This window comes from Streptomyces sp. LUP47B, assembly GCF_001746295.1.
Taxonomy (GTDB): domain Bacteria; phylum Actinomycetota; class Actinomycetes; order Streptomycetales; family Streptomycetaceae; genus Streptomyces.
The window spans coordinates 29,704-43,375 of the sequence record NZ_MJAH01000022.1; the positions used below are offsets into that span (position 1 = coordinate 29,704).

Annotated in this window: 18 protein-coding genes; 3 read left to right on the forward strand and 15 right to left on the reverse strand. The window is 68.4% G+C overall.

The features are described 5' to 3' along the window. Positions 1-65 precede the first annotated feature (65 nt). The 12 genes from BFN33_RS43095 to BFN33_RS43145 all read right to left on the reverse strand — a co-directional run bounded on the left by BFN33_RS43095 (position 66) and on the right by BFN33_RS43145 (position 6,829). Positions 66-1,235, reverse strand: a complete 1,170-nt coding sequence (locus tag BFN33_RS43095) for a site-specific integrase (protein WP_069765679.1) — start codon at positions 1,233-1,235, stop codon at positions 66-68. Further along, positions 1,235-1,459: an excisionase family DNA-binding protein gene (locus tag BFN33_RS43100; protein ID WP_069765680.1), complete on the reverse strand. Its 225-nt coding sequence runs from the start codon at positions 1,457-1,459 to the stop codon at positions 1,235-1,237. Before BFN33_RS43100 ends, BFN33_RS43095 begins: the two co-directional genes overlap by 1 nt. Beyond that, positions 1,456-2,877 (reverse strand): replication initiator protein RepSA, encoded by a 1,422-nt coding sequence (repSA, locus tag BFN33_RS43105; RefSeq protein ID WP_069765681.1) that lies wholly within the window; start codon positions 2,875-2,877, stop codon positions 1,456-1,458. Before repSA ends, BFN33_RS43100 begins: the two co-directional genes overlap by 4 nt. A 4-nt stretch (positions 2,878-2,881) precedes the next feature. Then, complete coding sequence (locus tag BFN33_RS43110) at positions 2,882-3,070, reverse strand: hypothetical protein (RefSeq protein ID WP_069765682.1); 189 nt, start codon at positions 3,068-3,070, stop codon at positions 2,882-2,884. Next, on the reverse strand, positions 3,063-3,305 hold the full coding sequence (locus tag BFN33_RS43115; RefSeq protein WP_141758059.1) for a hypothetical protein: 243 nt from the start codon (positions 3,303-3,305) through the stop codon (positions 3,063-3,065). Before BFN33_RS43115 ends, BFN33_RS43110 begins: the two co-directional genes overlap by 8 nt. Before the next feature lie 5 nt (positions 3,306-3,310). Next, positions 3,311-3,493: a hypothetical protein gene (locus BFN33_RS43120; protein ID WP_069765684.1), complete on the reverse strand. Its 183-nt coding sequence runs from the start codon at positions 3,491-3,493 to the stop codon at positions 3,311-3,313. 92 nt (positions 3,494-3,585) lie between these two features. After that, positions 3,586-3,954: a hypothetical protein gene (locus tag BFN33_RS43125; protein ID WP_256123027.1), complete on the reverse strand. Its 369-nt coding sequence runs from the start codon at positions 3,952-3,954 to the stop codon at positions 3,586-3,588. A 15-nt stretch (positions 3,955-3,969) separates the two neighbouring features. Then, positions 3,970-4,155, reverse strand: a complete 186-nt coding sequence (locus tag BFN33_RS43130) for a mobile element transfer protein (RefSeq protein ID WP_069765685.1) — start codon at positions 4,153-4,155, stop codon at positions 3,970-3,972. A 19-nt stretch (positions 4,156-4,174) separates the two neighbouring features. Beyond that, positions 4,175-4,822, reverse strand: a complete 648-nt coding sequence (locus BFN33_RS43135; RefSeq protein ID WP_069765756.1) for a DUF2637 domain-containing protein — start codon at positions 4,820-4,822, stop codon at positions 4,175-4,177. Between the two features lie 77 nt (positions 4,823-4,899). Further along, positions 4,900-5,067 carry a hypothetical protein gene (locus BFN33_RS53495; RefSeq protein WP_176742615.1) on the reverse strand — a complete coding sequence of 56 codons (168 nt, stop codon included), beginning with the start codon at positions 5,065-5,067 and terminating at the stop codon, positions 4,900-4,902. Between the two features lie 83 nt (positions 5,068-5,150). Further along, positions 5,151-6,497 (reverse strand): FtsK/SpoIIIE domain-containing protein, encoded by a 1,347-nt coding sequence (locus BFN33_RS43140; RefSeq protein ID WP_069765686.1) that lies wholly within the window; start codon positions 6,495-6,497, stop codon positions 5,151-5,153. A 2-nt stretch (positions 6,498-6,499) separates the two neighbouring features. Beyond that, positions 6,500-6,829, reverse strand: a complete 330-nt coding sequence (locus BFN33_RS43145; protein ID WP_069765687.1) for a hypothetical protein — start codon at positions 6,827-6,829, stop codon at positions 6,500-6,502. A 191-nt stretch (positions 6,830-7,020) separates the two neighbouring features. Here BFN33_RS43145 and BFN33_RS43150 point away from each other — a divergent pair, with 191 nt between their 5' ends. Continuing rightward, positions 7,021-7,341 carry a putative quinol monooxygenase gene (locus BFN33_RS43150; protein WP_069765688.1) on the forward strand — a complete coding sequence of 107 codons (321 nt, stop codon included), beginning with the start codon at positions 7,021-7,023 and terminating at the stop codon, positions 7,339-7,341. After that, the gene (locus BFN33_RS43155; protein ID WP_069765689.1) at positions 7,338-8,573 is read left to right on the forward strand and encodes a helix-turn-helix domain-containing protein; all 1,236 of its coding nucleotides are present in this window, start codon (positions 7,338-7,340) and stop codon (positions 8,571-8,573) included. The genes BFN33_RS43150 and BFN33_RS43155 overlap by 4 nt, the downstream gene beginning before the upstream one ends. Positions 8,574-9,560: 987 nt before the next feature. On the opposite strand, the gene BFN33_RS43160 is transcribed toward BFN33_RS43155, so the two are convergent. Both BFN33_RS43160 and BFN33_RS43165 read right to left on the reverse strand, forming a co-directional pair. Then, positions 9,561-10,646: an FUSC family protein gene (locus BFN33_RS43160; RefSeq protein ID WP_088245508.1), complete on the reverse strand. Its 1,086-nt coding sequence runs from the start codon at positions 10,644-10,646 to the stop codon at positions 9,561-9,563. Positions 10,647-11,492: 846 nt separating this feature from the next. Continuing rightward, a complete protein-coding gene (locus BFN33_RS43165; protein ID WP_020136157.1) occupies positions 11,493-11,687 on the reverse strand; it encodes a hypothetical protein in 195 nt (64 codons plus the stop codon). A 364-nt stretch (positions 11,688-12,051) separates the two neighbouring features. On the opposite strand from BFN33_RS43165, the gene BFN33_RS43170 reads away from it, so the two are divergent. After that, positions 12,052-13,173: an acyltransferase family protein gene (locus BFN33_RS43170; RefSeq protein WP_069765691.1), complete on the forward strand. Its 1,122-nt coding sequence runs from the start codon at positions 12,052-12,054 to the stop codon at positions 13,171-13,173. Here the strand turns inward: BFN33_RS43170 and BFN33_RS43175 are convergent. Then, positions 13,170-13,628, reverse strand: coding sequence for an HD domain-containing protein (locus BFN33_RS43175; RefSeq protein ID WP_069765692.1), 459 nt, complete (start codon positions 13,626-13,628; stop codon positions 13,170-13,172). The two genes, BFN33_RS43170 and BFN33_RS43175, sit on opposite strands and share 4 nt — an antisense overlap. Between the last annotated feature and the right edge of the window lie 44 nt (positions 13,629-13,672).

Consider the following 13,672-nt stretch of genomic DNA (forward strand, 5'->3'; position numbering starts at 1 on the left):
ACGACTCAGGGCCAGGTCAGAGGATCAATCCTCCGCCTGGCCCTGATCGTTTCCGGGGGTTCCGATCAGCTCTCCGTGTCCCCCGCGTGCCCCTTGGGCTTTCGATCTTGCTTCTTCTTGGCCTTCCGCGCCTTCTTCAGTCCCTTGTCGACGAGCCCGCTCACGGCGTCGGCGATCAGCCGGTCACGGTCGGCGCTCGCGTGCTGGTAGATCAGCGCAGCGCGGGCGGTGCTGTGGCCCATGCGCGCCATCAGCTCCCGCGTGCTGGCCCCGGTCGACGCGGCGAGGGTGTTGCCCGTGTGCCGAAGGTCATGGAAGTGCAGGCCCTTGATCCCGGCATCCGAACACGCCTTGCGCCACAGCCGGTTGAAGTGGTTGCGGCGCGGAGTTGCACCCTTGGGTCCGATGAACACCCGGCCGTCCGCGCCGTGTTCGGCGTACCGGTCCAGGTGTGCGCGGATCTCCGGGACGATCGCGGCCGGAATGGCCACGGTGCGCTTGCCCGCCGCGCTCTTGGGTGCCTTGATCTCCCGCTGGCCGTTGTTCAGTTCGGCGACGGCACGGCGGACGCGAACGGCTCCGTGGTCGAGATCGATGTCCCGGCGGTGCAGTCCGACCAGCTCGCCCCAGCGCAGACCGAGGAAGCCGGCCATCAGCACGAGCGCGCGGTAGCGGGGCTGGATCGCGACGGCCAGGTCGTAGATCTCCTGCACGGTCGCGGTCGGCCGCTCCGGGGTGTGCACGGTGCTCGCCCCCTTGATCGTGCACGGGTTGCGACGGATCAGCAGGTCTCCCACAGCCGTGCCCAGGATGGCGCGCATCAGGGCGTACGCCTTGGCAACGGTGGTCGGACCGGTGCCGCCGGCGAGCTTGTCGGCACGCCACCGACGCACCAGCGGGGGCGAGATCTCGGCGACGTTGACCGTCCCGAAGGTGGGCGCGAGGTGATGCCGCAAGAGCGACCCGTAGAGCTGACGCGTGGTCGTGGTCAGCTCCCGTTCCCTGATCCAGGCAGCGGCGTACTCGCCGAACGGAACCTTCCCGGCGTCCGGATCGTGCCAGTCACCACGGCGCATTTCCGTCTGTTTGTCGGCCAACCAGTCGTCAGCGTCCCGCTTGGTTGCGAAGGTCTCCGGGGCGGGCCTCAGCAGCCCGTCAGGGCCGACGTAGCGGGCCTGGTAGCGACCGGACGGGAGCTTGCGGACACGGCCGAAGTGTCGTCGCTTACTGGCCATCAGGCAGCCACCCCCCGGAGTGCAGCGCCACGGCGACGCGGCTGCACGGTGTTGGCCTCAATGAACGCCTCTACGACGCTCTCCTTGATCCGGACGTAGCGGCCGACCTTGACGAAGGCGATCCGGCGCTCTTCGATCAGGCGACGCGGGAAGCGCTCCCCGCTCTCCTCCCAGGTGCCGAGCCGTACGGCGACCTCCGCCACGTCCAAGAGACGATCAGTCATGCGGCGATTCCTTCCAGTTCGAGCAAGGCGGGTAGTTCTTCGCGGGCGGTTTCGCGGTTGCGTTGGATGTCGCGGCGGGTGTTGGCGGCGAGCCAGGATTCGCCGGGGGTGTGGCCGTGGCCGGCGTAGGTCCAGTGGGCGAGCGTGAGCGTGGTTGCCTCTTCGTCGTCGGGGTCGGGCAGGCCGAGGGCGTCGCGCTGTTGGGCGGCGCGGTAGTCGGCGCGGACCTGTCGGAGGGCGCCCAACGTGGTCGAGTAGCGGCGGGACTTGGTCGAGAAGTGGCCGCGGAAACCGAGCATGTGAGCCCAGTCCAGGAGCTTGCGCTCGGGGTAGAGCGGGTGGAGGTCTAAGCAGGCTTCGATCAGCCGGCGGGGGTGGTCGGGCACGCCGAGCAGCACCAGGGCCTCTTTGTTGCCTATGCGGCGGTCGACGGTGCCGGTGGTCTCGGCTGCTTTGGTGGCGTACTTGGCGACGTAGGAGGCAACAGCAGCTTCGGTGATCTCCTCGCCGTGGCCGAAGGCACCGATCGGCTGCACGTCGAGCTGAGTTCCCCACCTCAGCGTGCGGGCCGGTTGCGTGATCGCCGGCTGGTTCGGGTCCGGCTGGTGCCGGGCGGGGGGCACGTCGACCGTGACGCGGTCAGCGGCAGCCCGGATCGCGTCGGTGAGCAGGTCGAGGGTGGCCCAGGCCGGGGGTGGATCGTCGGGCCCGTCCGGTCCGTCGAAGCGGATCACCGCGTGGAAGTGCACGGCGCCGCGCTTTTGGTATTCGGCGACCTTGCCGAAGGAGACCCGGGACTGTTCCCGTGCGTCCTTCTGCGTGAGCCCGGCCCGCTTGGCGATCTCGCGGCGCAGATAGATCGTGAAGTAGCGCCACAGCTCGGAGGCGTGGTTGTTCCACAGCACCGCGCCCGCGTAGTCGTACGACGCGGGGTCGAGCGGGGTGCCAAGCTCCGGTGCGTCCTCGCCGTGCCGGGTGCCGCAGCGGCAGGGCCGATCGCCGGGGCGGTTGTGGACAGGCCCGAACGAGGGCGCGGTGAGCGTGGCGAAGACGCGGGGGTGATCCCGGATCGTGGGCGGGGTGCCCTTGGCGGGATCGCCGACGAGTCCGGCGCGGATGAGGTGGTAGGTGTCGCCGGCGTAGGTCCAGGCGCACGAGGGGCAGCGGGAGGCCCGTCGGTTGCCACACGCGACCCGGAGACGCCCGCCGGGTTCGGTGTCGGTCGAGTAGGTGTGCAGGACCTGTCCGGAGACCGCGTCGCGGGTGACCGTCGAGCCCTGAAGGTGAATCGGGTCCGAGCAGCCGCCCGTACGGCGGATCTGGTCTTGGATGCGGTCGAAGCCGTCAGACCCGGCCAGCCTCAGCACGTCGGCGAGGGTGGCCGGGTCCAGGCCCGCCATGGTGGCGGTGTCGGTCACGTGGTCACCTCCTGCTGTGGGCGGAGCCGTGGTTGGCGGTGTAGCCGTCGACCAGCGCCTTGACCTCGTCGTCTCCCGTGGCGGTGGCGGAAGCGCCGCAGTGGCACACGGCCGATGCGGTGGCGGGCTCGGATGGAGAGGGCTTGCTGACGTGCAGGCCAGGGCTGTCCGGGCTCGGGGTGAGGTCAGCCACGGTCGGTCACCTCCGCCGCGTCGGTGGCCAGGGCGTCCAGCGCGCCGGCAGCTTCGATGGCCGCAGCGGCGAGGCTGCGCAGGGCTTCAGAGGTGCCGAGACGCGCGATCAGCGCAAGTTCGACGAAGTCGCCGCCGATGCGGAGGCTGACGAAGGGGTTGATGCGGTCGGCGAACGGCGTGACGCGGAAGCGGGTCTCCGGCTCAATGTGCGCCGAAGTGGTGATGGTCTGCACGGCGGTCACCTCCCGGCCCGAGCAAGGCCGGCGGGGGCCGCGGTGTGGCCGGTGCCCTGGCAGACCGGGCAGAGGACGCGCAGGGTCACGCGGGAGCCGTCGAGGCGGCGGGTGCCGGTCGTGATCGAGACGACGGGGAAGCCGTCGCAGTGGTGGCAAACCGGGCGGTTCGTGAGGCGGACAGGCATGATGGACGGAGCCCTTTCGGATCAATGGTCTGGAAGAGGTCGAGCCGTCCGGGGCGGCGGATACTTGGCGGTAGAGGCCGCCCCGGGGGGTGCTACGTGCGGTAGCGGTGCTTCGAGCGGACCGGCCGGGAAACCGGCTTGCGCGGCGCGCGGGAGCGCCGCCGGGTGCCCGCGCGGGATAACTCCCGTTTCTTCGCGCGGTTGATCGTGTAGCTCAGGCCCCCGGTCGCGGACAGGACCGCGACGGCCGCACCGGCGACGATCTGAACTACGAACGCGATCACCAGCAGGACGACCACGGCGGACGTGGCGACGACCAGGGTGAGGACGATCGGGCCCGTGTAGGAGCGGGGGGCTTCCTGCACGATCACGACCTTGCGCAGGTCGGAGCCGGGCGGGATCTGCCGGTAGAGGTCGGCGGGGATGTGGCCGGCGCGGAGCTGGTCCTCGGGTAACTGCATCGATCGGCCCTCCCGTCAGCCGGTGCAGCGGTGCGTGCGGGCGGCGAGTTCGGCGGCCGAGCGGTCGCGGTGCTCGGTGGAGAAGCCGCAGTCCGGGGCGGTGCAAGCGGCGGTGTGGCGGGTCTGGCCGCGTCCGTTGTTGAACGTGCCGACCCGGACGGGGCCGATGCGGATCACGTCGTAGAAGCGGTTCGGTCGCACGGTGGAACCTCCTTGTCAGTCAGGCGAGTTGGGCGACGATCGCGCCAGCGAGGTCTTCAGGGATGCCGAGCCGGGTCCGCAGAGTGGCGGTGTCGATCTCGGCACCGGTGCGGGTGCGGTGCTCCGTGGCGACCTTCCGGGCGTGATCCACCAACGCCGGGGGCACTGCCGGGGCCGGAGCTTCCGGGAGGGCCGGAACGGGTTCCGGGGTGGTGATCTCGGGGGGCGGAGCGGGTGTCTCGGGACGGTCGAGGTCGATCACCGGCGCAGAGCGGGAGACCGGCTCGGGAGCCAACTCCGGAGCAGAGGCCGCGGGTTGGTGGGCGAGCAGGGTGCCGCCGAGGAAGGCCAGGGCAGGCCAGCCAGCGACGAGGATGCGCAGCCAGGCCGGGACGTGATCGAGGTCGAGGAGCCCGGCCGTGGCGATGTTCGCGCCGAGCGAGGCGACCAGGGCGACCAGGAACCAGAACCAGGCCAGCTTCGAGCGCTCGGTACGCAGCCGGCGCCACACGGCGACCAGGAGCAGATCGACGGAGACGGGGTAGGCCCAGGCCTTCCATCCGCTCTGTCCGGCAGCGGCGGCGAGGTCGTGCAGGTGGGCGAAGGACAACGCACCGGCGATCACGGCCTGAATGAGTACGGCGTCCACGTGGATCTTGCGGGGCACGGTCTTCACCTCCTTCGCGGGGATCAGGCCGGGGGCGGGGCGGGGAATCGGTTCTCCGGCCGCCCGGCCCCGGCAGTTCAGTCGTCGGCGGGGATCTCGCAGGCACCCAGGCAGGCCAGGCAGATCCCGGTCTGTGCTCCGGCCACCCGCTGTTTGCGGCCGACGCGGACGGTGCGGGAGACCTCACCGGTGCCCTTGCAGGTCGGACAGGGCTTGGTCTTCGGCTTGGTGGTCTTGCGTGCCATGAGCGATCTCCAGTCGGGTTTTCGGCATGGCGCGGGTAGGGACCTGGCGCGAAGCGGTCACGCCGACCGTGGAACGAGGGGAGCTACTCGCCGGCGGGCTGCGCCGGGACCAGCGGCGGGACTGCGGGCATCGGCGGGAAGAAGAGCTGTCCGACCGGGCGGAACGGGGCCAGGAACGGCAGTTCCGGGGTGAGATGAGCGAACTCGCGGCAGGTCGCGACCGCTTCGTCGGGAGTGGTCTCCGGGGTGCGGATGCGGGACCAGCCACCCGAGGTGTCACCGGCCACCGCGACGCCGGGACGGTCCGGGGCGATCGTGGTCACCGCGACCACTGCGTCCGGGGCGATGTCGCCCAGGCCCATTTCGGCGGTCTGCTTGTCGTTGACTCGGTGCACCACGCGGCCGGTGAGCTGGGCGCGCAGGGCGGTCGCACCACGGCCGAGGTCGGAGCCGAAGCGCTGCCCGCACACTTCGAGGTAGATGCCGACCGCACGCGCCATCTGGCCCAGGCGGACCAGTTGCATGACCGTCTTGTCGCGGGCCGGTTCATCCTTCTTCGAGGTGACGAAGAACAATTCCGCGATCTCGTCGACCAGGACCACCAGCGGCACCGGTCGCACGCTTTCGGGCAGTTCCCACAGGTCGGAGACGCCGTAGAGGGCGAGCAGGTCGAAGCGCTCTTCCATCTCGGTGATCAGAGTGTCGATCAGGCGTCCAGCGTCGTCCGGGCTGGTCACCAGCGCCGACAGGCGCGAGGCGTACCGGTTCTGCTCGACACCGCGCTTGCAGTCGATGCCGATCAGACCGACCGGCAACTGTGCCAGGCCCTTGATCAGGTTGCGCTGATACATCGACTTGCCGGACTGGTTCGCGCCCAGCGTCAGGGCATGCGGCACCTTGCGGTAGTCCCGCTCGAAGAGCGTGCCGTCCTCCCGCATCGCAACCGGAACCACCAGGTCACGAGGCTGCGCCTTACGCGGAAGCCGGACGCGGTTGAGGACGTCCCAGCCGGTCATGCGCAGCTCGACATAGCCCGGCTTGGTCTCCATCACGTTCACCGACCGCACCCCGAACGCGTGCCGCAGCCGCTCGGACGACGCGGCGAGGTCAGCAGGCTCCAGGCCTGCAGGCAGACGCAGGGTGATGCGCAGGCCGGTCGAGGTCGGGCGGACGCGGCGGATCTTCGGCGGCACCGGCCGCACCTCGCTACGGGCCACGTTGCGCTTGACGAAGGCCCGGAACCCGGACGGCTGCACGGTCAGCCCGCACACGTCCATCGTCGAGTTGTAGTTCCAGGTGAACCGGCCCCACGTGACCGGCATCCCGACCAGCGACCAGTACAAGCGCGGCGCACGGTGCTTGGCCACACCGAGAGAACCGGCGCCGGCCGCAGCTCCGGCCAGCTCGAAGTAGGTGGCGAGGTCGGTCATGGTCAGGCCGCCGAGGTGATCGCGACCGCGCGGAACGAGATGCCGTGCATCTTCTTGCCGTTGAACTCGTTCTCCCAGTCCTTGGCCTTCAGGCCGACCACCCGCACCGGCATACCCGGCGCGAGCCCCTCCGGGAGACCCGTCTCCGGCACGGCCACCTTGTACAGGTTGCCCTCGCCCTCGTCCGTGACCAGCAGACCCACCACGTACAGCGGCTTCTCCGTGGCCACGTCGATCGCGATCTCACCGGTCTTCCTGTTGGCCAGCTTCGGTTCCGGCGCCGTCGCCACGAACACGAGAGCGGTCGAAGTGTCGATCTTGAAGGACGGCATACTTGGCTTTCCCCTTTGGGGTAGGCCCCGGGCTGCGTTGTGATCTTGGCGGATGGCACGCAGTCCGGGGCTGCTTGTTCTTCCGACACGATCGAAGCTACTCGCAGAAAAACTGCGAGTCAACAGAAAACCTGCGACTAGTAGTAGTTCTTCAACTCTGCGAGACTGGGTGCGACGTCAAGGAGGAAGATATGAACCAGTTCGGTCTGTTTGTTCGTTTCACCTTGCGCGATGGCGCAGGCGAGGCGTTCGACGCACTGATGGAGGAGACGACCGCGGGCATCCGAGCGCATGAGCCCGGCACGCTGGTCTATGCGTGCCACAAGGTCGAGGGCACACGCGATGAGCGGATCTTCTTCGAGATTTACGCCGACCACGACGCATTCGAGGAGCACGAGCGCCAGCCCCACACACGGCACTTCCTGGCGGAGCGCGCCAAGTACGTCGCGAAGACCGAGGTGGATCGTCTTCAGCCGTACGCCGGCAAGTACCCCAGTGGGGTCGAGAAGTGACGAGTGCCGACACCAAGCCCTTCGGCCAGAGGGTCAAGGAGCTGCGCCGCGAGGCAGGCATGTCGCAGAGCGACCTTGCCGCAGCCATGGGGCGCTCGGAGAGTTGGGTGTCCCAGGTTGAACGAGGCGTACAACCCGTCGAACGCTTGTCGGTGCTCCAGGCCCTTGCCGATGCGCTCAAGGTGTCCGTGCGAGAGGTACGTCCCGAGGCTGCTCCCGCCGAGGAGGCCGAGCCCGAGGAACAGCCGCCAAGCAACGACCTTGACGGGCTGCGCGTAGCTCTCACTGGGCACCCGGCTCTCAGCAGCTTGTTCGAGCAGCCGCCAGCCGAGCCGGCGCCGTCTCTTGCCGACTTCCGGAGGAGCGTAGAGGAAGCGTGGACACTGACCCACGCGTCGAGCTACGCAGCGTTGAGCGATCACCTCGCCCGACTGCTACCGAGCATCGAGGACGCCGTACGTCGCGCGCCGGCAGGTGAACGGGCGGAGCTTCACGCTCTACGCGCCAAGGCATACCAGGCCGCCGCGTCGAGCTTCACACGGCAGGACCAGGCGGATGCCGCCTGGATCGCAGCAGACCGTGCGCTACAGGCGGCCGAACTCGCGGGGCAGCCGCTGGAAGTGGTCGCAAGCCTCTTCCGCATGGCCCACGCGTTCATGCGGCAGCAGCATATGGAGCAGGCCGAACAAGCGGCGAGTTCGGCCGTGGCCGTCTTGGACCCCAGGGTGGCGGCACCGGCATGCCCGCCTGAAGAGCTGTCGCTCGTAGGCGCCATGAACTTGGTTCTCGCAGTGATCAACGCGCGGGAGGGCAACCGAGCTCGCACTCATGAACACATCGACCGGGCACGCGAGATCGCGGCAATGTTGGGCGAGGATCGGAACGACTTCGACACGGAGTTCGGGCCGACGAACGTCGAGATCCACGCCATGAGCACGGCAGTTGAGTTGGGGGACGCCGGCCTTGCCCTGGAGGTAGCCCAGCGGGTCGACGCATCTGGGCTTTCGCCTGAGCGGCAGGCCCGTTTCCTGCTTGACGTGGCGCGAGCACACGCGCAGCGGCGACACGTCGGTGAGGCCACAGCCGCGCTCTTGGAGGCCGAGGCCCTTACGCCCGAGCAGATTCACGATCACCACCTGGCCCGTGAGGTCATGCGTGACCTGATCCAGCTCTCAGGCGCTCGTATCCCTGAAGCCCTGCGCGATCTGGCCGAGCGGAGCGCGGTCGGCTAGTTGATGTTGTTACAGGTTTCTCTACCTCATCAAGCCCCGCCGTTCCGGCGGGGGAAGGGTGATCCCGCCGCCGCTGCCCACGAGGTCCAACGAAGCCCCCAGCCGTCGCGCACTTGGGATAACAGGACTCGACAGCACCCCCAAGGAACCTCAGCTCCCCCATGCTTCACGGCCCCTCAGGGCTTGAGCCTCCATCCCCCGGTCACCGGTCCTCCGGCGACGTTGGTCCAGGGTGGGGGCTCTTGGCCGTTCGGCCATCCGGTCGCTGTGTCCCCTCCGGCTTTCCGGCCGCCACTGCGTTGATCACACACCACCGGCCCGCACTGCGGGCCGGCGCGCGGCTCGGGGCTCGGAGCTGCGCTCATGCCTTCGGCCCGCGCCGCCCCGGCCCCGGCCCCGCGCCACCTGACGATGCCCCGGGATGATCACGCTTTTCGCTCTGGCCCGCCAAGGGCCGACGCACCGGACCGAGCCAGATCCCAACCATCGTCCACAGCCACCAGGACCGACAGGAGGAAGACGGCACGTGCCCACAGGTCTTCCCGCATGATCCGCTACGGACCAACAGACGCTTTGACTCCAAAAGCAGGTGCGCGACGGCTGGGGGCTTCGTTGGACCCCGCGGGCAGCAAGGGGGATCTAGGTCAGAACGATGCCTCCGGCGGGGGATCGGCCGGCACCGGGATGGAGGGGGCGCCGTTCGCGGCTGCGGGTTCGTAGTGGCGTGCGCGGGGTGCTCCCATCCCGTCTGCCGTCGACCCAGGCAGAGCCGAGCAGACGCGGCCCATGGCGTCCAGGTCGTTCGTACAGTGGCGCGCTCCACCTGGACGCCAGGGACCACGCCCGCTCCACGGTGTGTGGGTCGACGGCGGACGGGATGGAAGCTGGGGAGAGTGGTGGGCGGAGGAGGTAACTCAGGTGCGCGGCCTGGACTGAAGCATGGTCTGACCAGCAGGAGAGAGAGTGCCGTCCCGGAGCGGAACACGTTCAGGCTGGTTGTGGCGGTGCTTTGGCGGTGTGCTTGGCGAGCTGGCCTGCAAGCAGCATGACGAGCAGAGCGATCCCCACACCGCAGATGGTCCACAGCACCCGGTAGCCCTCGGCGGCGTAGTCGGAGGGCTGCGGAAGGTCCACCAGGATGAGGGTTCCCATGGCGAGGGCCGCGGAGTACAGCGCGTAGTTCCAGACTTGAATCGCCACCCCGTGCATGTACAGGACGAGTGCGACCACTTCGAGTCCGTGTTCGACCGCGAAGAGCCTGAGTCCGTGCTCACTGGCGGGCACCAGCAGCAGCAGCGCAGCCGCGACGGCGCCGATCAGCGCGCCGGCAAGGCGCTGCGCGGATACGAGCGTGGCCTGCTCCAGGCTCGGCTTCAGCGCGATCATGGCAGCGATCGTCATCCAGTAGCCGTGCGACAGGTTGAGTCCGAACGCAAGCGCCACGGTGCCGGCCATGACCAGAGCGCGGACCACCGCGAACATGATCATCGTCCGGGTCAGCTTTCGTCGGGAGGGCTCGCCAGGGAGCTCCGCGACCGACTGGGGCTGGTCCTGACGCCCGCGGATCAGCCACGCGATGAACGTCATCACGATCCAGAGTGCCGCCCCTCCGGTCCAGGCGAGCACCTGAGCCCAGGTGTAGCTGGTGATGCGGGCGTTCTGATGAAGGCCGAACCCGAGCGCGAGGGCGACGACGAACCAAACGTTGAGAAACATGGCGGCGACGAAACCGTGCACTCCGAACGCGATCCCCAGGCTGGCCACCAGCGTGACCGCGAAAGTCGCGAGCACCAGCCAGCCCCAGGCCTCACCCCCGATTCCGAACCCCAGCGCGGTCAATCCTGCGCCGATCAGCGCAAAGACGACGATGTGTGACGCGCGGTGCCCGTAGCTACCTCCCGGGTCGGTCAGCCAGCTAAAGAGCAGGCCGAACAACGCGCTGAGAAGATATTGCTCATGCCCGATCGCCCAGAAAACGATCATCGGCACCAGCGCGATGTCCAGGAACAGCACCCCGCGCGGCCAGTCGAGCCCAGAGGGGTTGAGCTCGAATACCTTCGACAGCCAGCCCATGACCTTTCCCCTGTGAACGGGCTGTCCTTCTCGTCCGCTCGCACTGGCCATGGTCTGTCCTCGCTCGCCCTAGTCGCCGGAAATGCCGCTCTAGTTCCGCATTCTCCTGATTTCACCGAGCTCATCACGAAGCGACCCGCAGGTCCCGGCCAAAGACGGCACGTCCACCAATCACACGGCGGAACGGAGCCATCCCGCCGGCGGTTCACATCGAAGCGCGCAGCACCAACACAACAACCCCAGACGGCTGCGTAAGCGCCGACTAGGCTGCCCAGGACAGGAACGGGCATCAGCGACCTGCAAGAGCGGCAGAACGCCACACGTGCCCCCCGCGTGCCCGACCGGGCGGCTATCGGCGGGGACCCCCGGGGAACATCGGTGAGCATCCCGAGAACTCGCAGGTGAGCGTCTCACCAGCTCAGCCCAGATCCGCATACGCGATCTTCCAAACTAGCTACGCGGGTTCGATTCCCGTCGCCCGCTCCATACGACTCAGGGCCAGGTCGGAGGATCAATCCTCCGCCTGGCCCTGCGTCGTTTCTTCTTTCACCGACCGCGGGTTCCCACCTGGAACCTCGTCAGCGCAAAGAGTGATCAGTCATCACCGGAATGGCCCACACCGGGTGGAACAGGTTGTCGTCCGCGATTCCGGACGCGCGCCGCCACTTTCTGTCCAGACGGTCACCGACGTGCGACGCCGGCCACGCTCCACTGACAGGATCACCGCGATCCTTCGGCGCCGCGACCGCAACCCGGCATGGGACCCCTACCGCACGAAGGCCTCCGGCCCGGGCCCCCGAGAGGAGCGGGCAGGAGGCCTTTTGCCGTGTTCGTCCGGTGGTCCGGCTAGAACTGGATCGAGTTGATGGTGTCCGCTATCGAGTCCAGGAAGCGTTGGATGTCGTCGGCCATGCCGGTGGAGGCGAGGAAGAAGCCGAAGAGCACCGCGACTATGGCGGGGCCGGCCTTGATGGATCCTCCCCGCATCAACACCACCAGGATGATCCCCAACAGCAGCACCACTGACAGCGAAATGGCCACAACTGATCACACCCTCGGTCGGTCCCGCTCTCCCGGCCCGGGGACGCGACCCCGCGACCCCCGCCAGAACCATCGTGCCACCAACGCGGCCCGCATATGCGGCCGGTGAGGCAACGTTTGGCCATGCCGATACACGCTTCCCACCCCCTGGCCGGTTCCTTTCGGTACTCACCCACCGCGTGCGCACATCCCGTTCGCAGGGAATTCGAATGGTCGACACAGGCGCGCGAAGGTTGTCACTATGAGGCATTTCAGGTGGATTAATCAGACAACTCGGGCCTGTTGAAGTCGACTCAGAAGTGAACAACCGGCCACGAGACGACCGGTTTTACGGAAACACACAGCCGAGGCTAGGGTGCCTCAGATGTTTCCAGCCGCCGCCGACGCAGTCCCCCGTCCGCGCTCGCCGCAGGACCCGCCGCCCGCCAAGCAGCGCGACGCCTTCTTCGACAACGCCAAGTACCTGGCGATCGTCCTGGTGGCCGTCGCGCACTCCTGGGAGCCGCTCAAGGGCGACAGCCGGATCCTGGAGGGCGTGTACACGGTCGTGTACTCGTTCCACATGCCGGCGTTCATCGTCATCTCCGGCTTCTTCTCCCGCAGTTTCGACATGCGCCCGGACCGGCTGCGGCGGCTGATCACCGGTGTCGTCGTGCCGTACGTCCTCTTCGAGACGGCGTACTCCCTCTTCAAGCGCTACGCCGACCACGATCCGGGCATGGACATCAGCCTCCTGGACCCGTGGTTCCTGACCTGGTTCCTGGTGGCGCTGTTCATCTGGCGGCTGACCACGCCGATCTGGCAGTTGGTGCGGTGGCCGCTGCCGCTCGCGCTCGGCATCGCGATGCTGGCGTCCGTGACCCCGGACATCGGTGACGACCTGGACCTCCAGCGGGTGCTGCAGTTCCTGCCGTACTTCGTGCTCGGCCTGGTCATGAAGCCCGAGCACTTCCGCAGGGTGCGGCGCCGCTCGATGCGGATCGCGGCGGTCCCGGTGTTCGCGACGGCCCTCGCCGTCGGCTGGTGGGCGGTGCCGCGCATGAACACCGAGTGGTTCTACCACCGCAACGCCGCCCAGGAGATGGGCGCGCCCTGGTGGACGGGGCCGGTCATGGTGCTGGCCATGTTCGGCAGTTCGCTGCTGCTGACGGCCTGTTTCTTCGCCTGGGTGCCGGGTCGGCGGATGTGGTTCACCGCGCTCGGCGCGGGCACGCTGTACGGCTATCTGCTGCACGGCTTCCTCATCAAGGGCGCGGGTTTCGCGGGCTGGTTCGACCACGCCTGGCTGCACGGGCCGCTCGGCGAGCTCTTCGTGAGCGCCCTGGCGGCGATCGCCGTCACCCTGCTGTGCACCTCGCCGGTGCGCCGGGTCTTCCGGTTCGCGATGGAGCCCGACATGAACTGGGCGTTCAGGAAGGACACCGGCGACGTGCCCCGGGTCCGTGAAAGGACGATGACGGCTCCTCGCGAGAAGGTCGACGCCTAGACAGAATCCCGGCTCAGACCGAGAAGCGCGCGCATTCCCGCGTACTTCTCGGTCAGTCGTTTTCTCGTCACCTCGTCCAGGACCGCCAGGCGCGCCGGGTCCGCGTTGTGCGCCAGGTCGGACTCCTTCACCAGTAGCGCGCCCGGCGTCGCCAGAATGCGCTGGGCGTACGCCTCGGGTGGCTCCCCGGCCCGCTTGGTGACGGCGAGCACGATGTCCTTCGTACGGCGGCTCAGCGCGGCCTGGTCGAGCCATTGCGCGGAGAGCGCGTCGTCCTCGACGGAGTCGTGCAGCCAGGCCGCCGCGATCTGCTCGTCGTCGCCGCCACGCGCGCGTACGCCCTCGGCGACGGCCCGCAGGTGTTCGGCGTAGGGCCGACCCGCCTTGTCCCTCTGGCCCTCGTGCGCGGCGCGGGCAAGGGCCTCGACTTCGGCCAGGGTCAACTCGTCGGTCATGCCTCCAGTGTCGTCCACGGCTCCAGCCGTGTTCCCACCCGGAG

Coding starts and splice junctions, on each gene's coding strand:
- BFN33_RS43095 (WP_069765679.1), bottom strand. CDS start 1,235: ATGGCCAGTAAGCGACGACACTTCGGCCGTGTCCGCAAGCTCCCGTCC.
- BFN33_RS43170 (WP_069765691.1), top strand. CDS start 12,052: ATGTTTCCAGCCGCCGCCGACGCAGTCCCCCGTCCGCGCTCGCCGCAG.
- BFN33_RS43150 (WP_069765688.1), top strand. CDS start 7,021: ATGAACCAGTTCGGTCTGTTTGTTCGTTTCACCTTGCGCGATGGCGCA.
- BFN33_RS43100 (WP_069765680.1), bottom strand. CDS start 1,459: ATGACTGATCGTCTCTTGGACGTGGCGGAGGTCGCCGTACGGCTCGGC.
- BFN33_RS43140 (WP_069765686.1), bottom strand. CDS start 6,497: ATGACCGACCTCGCCACCTACTTCGAGCTGGCCGGAGCTGCGGCCGGC.
- BFN33_RS43125 (WP_256123027.1), bottom strand. CDS start 3,954: ATGCAGTTACCCGAGGACCAGCTCCGCGCCGGCCACATCCCCGCCGAC.
- BFN33_RS43145 (WP_069765687.1), bottom strand. CDS start 6,829: ATGCCGTCCTTCAAGATCGACACTTCGACCGCTCTCGTGTTCGTGGCG.
- BFN33_RS53495 (WP_176742615.1), bottom strand. CDS start 5,067: ATGGCACGCAAGACCACCAAGCCGAAGACCAAGCCCTGTCCGACCTGC.
- BFN33_RS43160 (WP_088245508.1), bottom strand. CDS start 10,646: ATGGGCTGGCTGTCGAAGGTATTCGAGCTCAACCCCTCTGGGCTCGAC.
- BFN33_RS43120 (WP_069765684.1), bottom strand. CDS start 3,493: ATGCCTGTCCGCCTCACGAACCGCCCGGTTTGCCACCACTGCGACGGC.
- BFN33_RS43175 (WP_069765692.1), bottom strand. CDS start 13,628: ATGACCGACGAGTTGACCCTGGCCGAAGTCGAGGCCCTTGCCCGCGCC.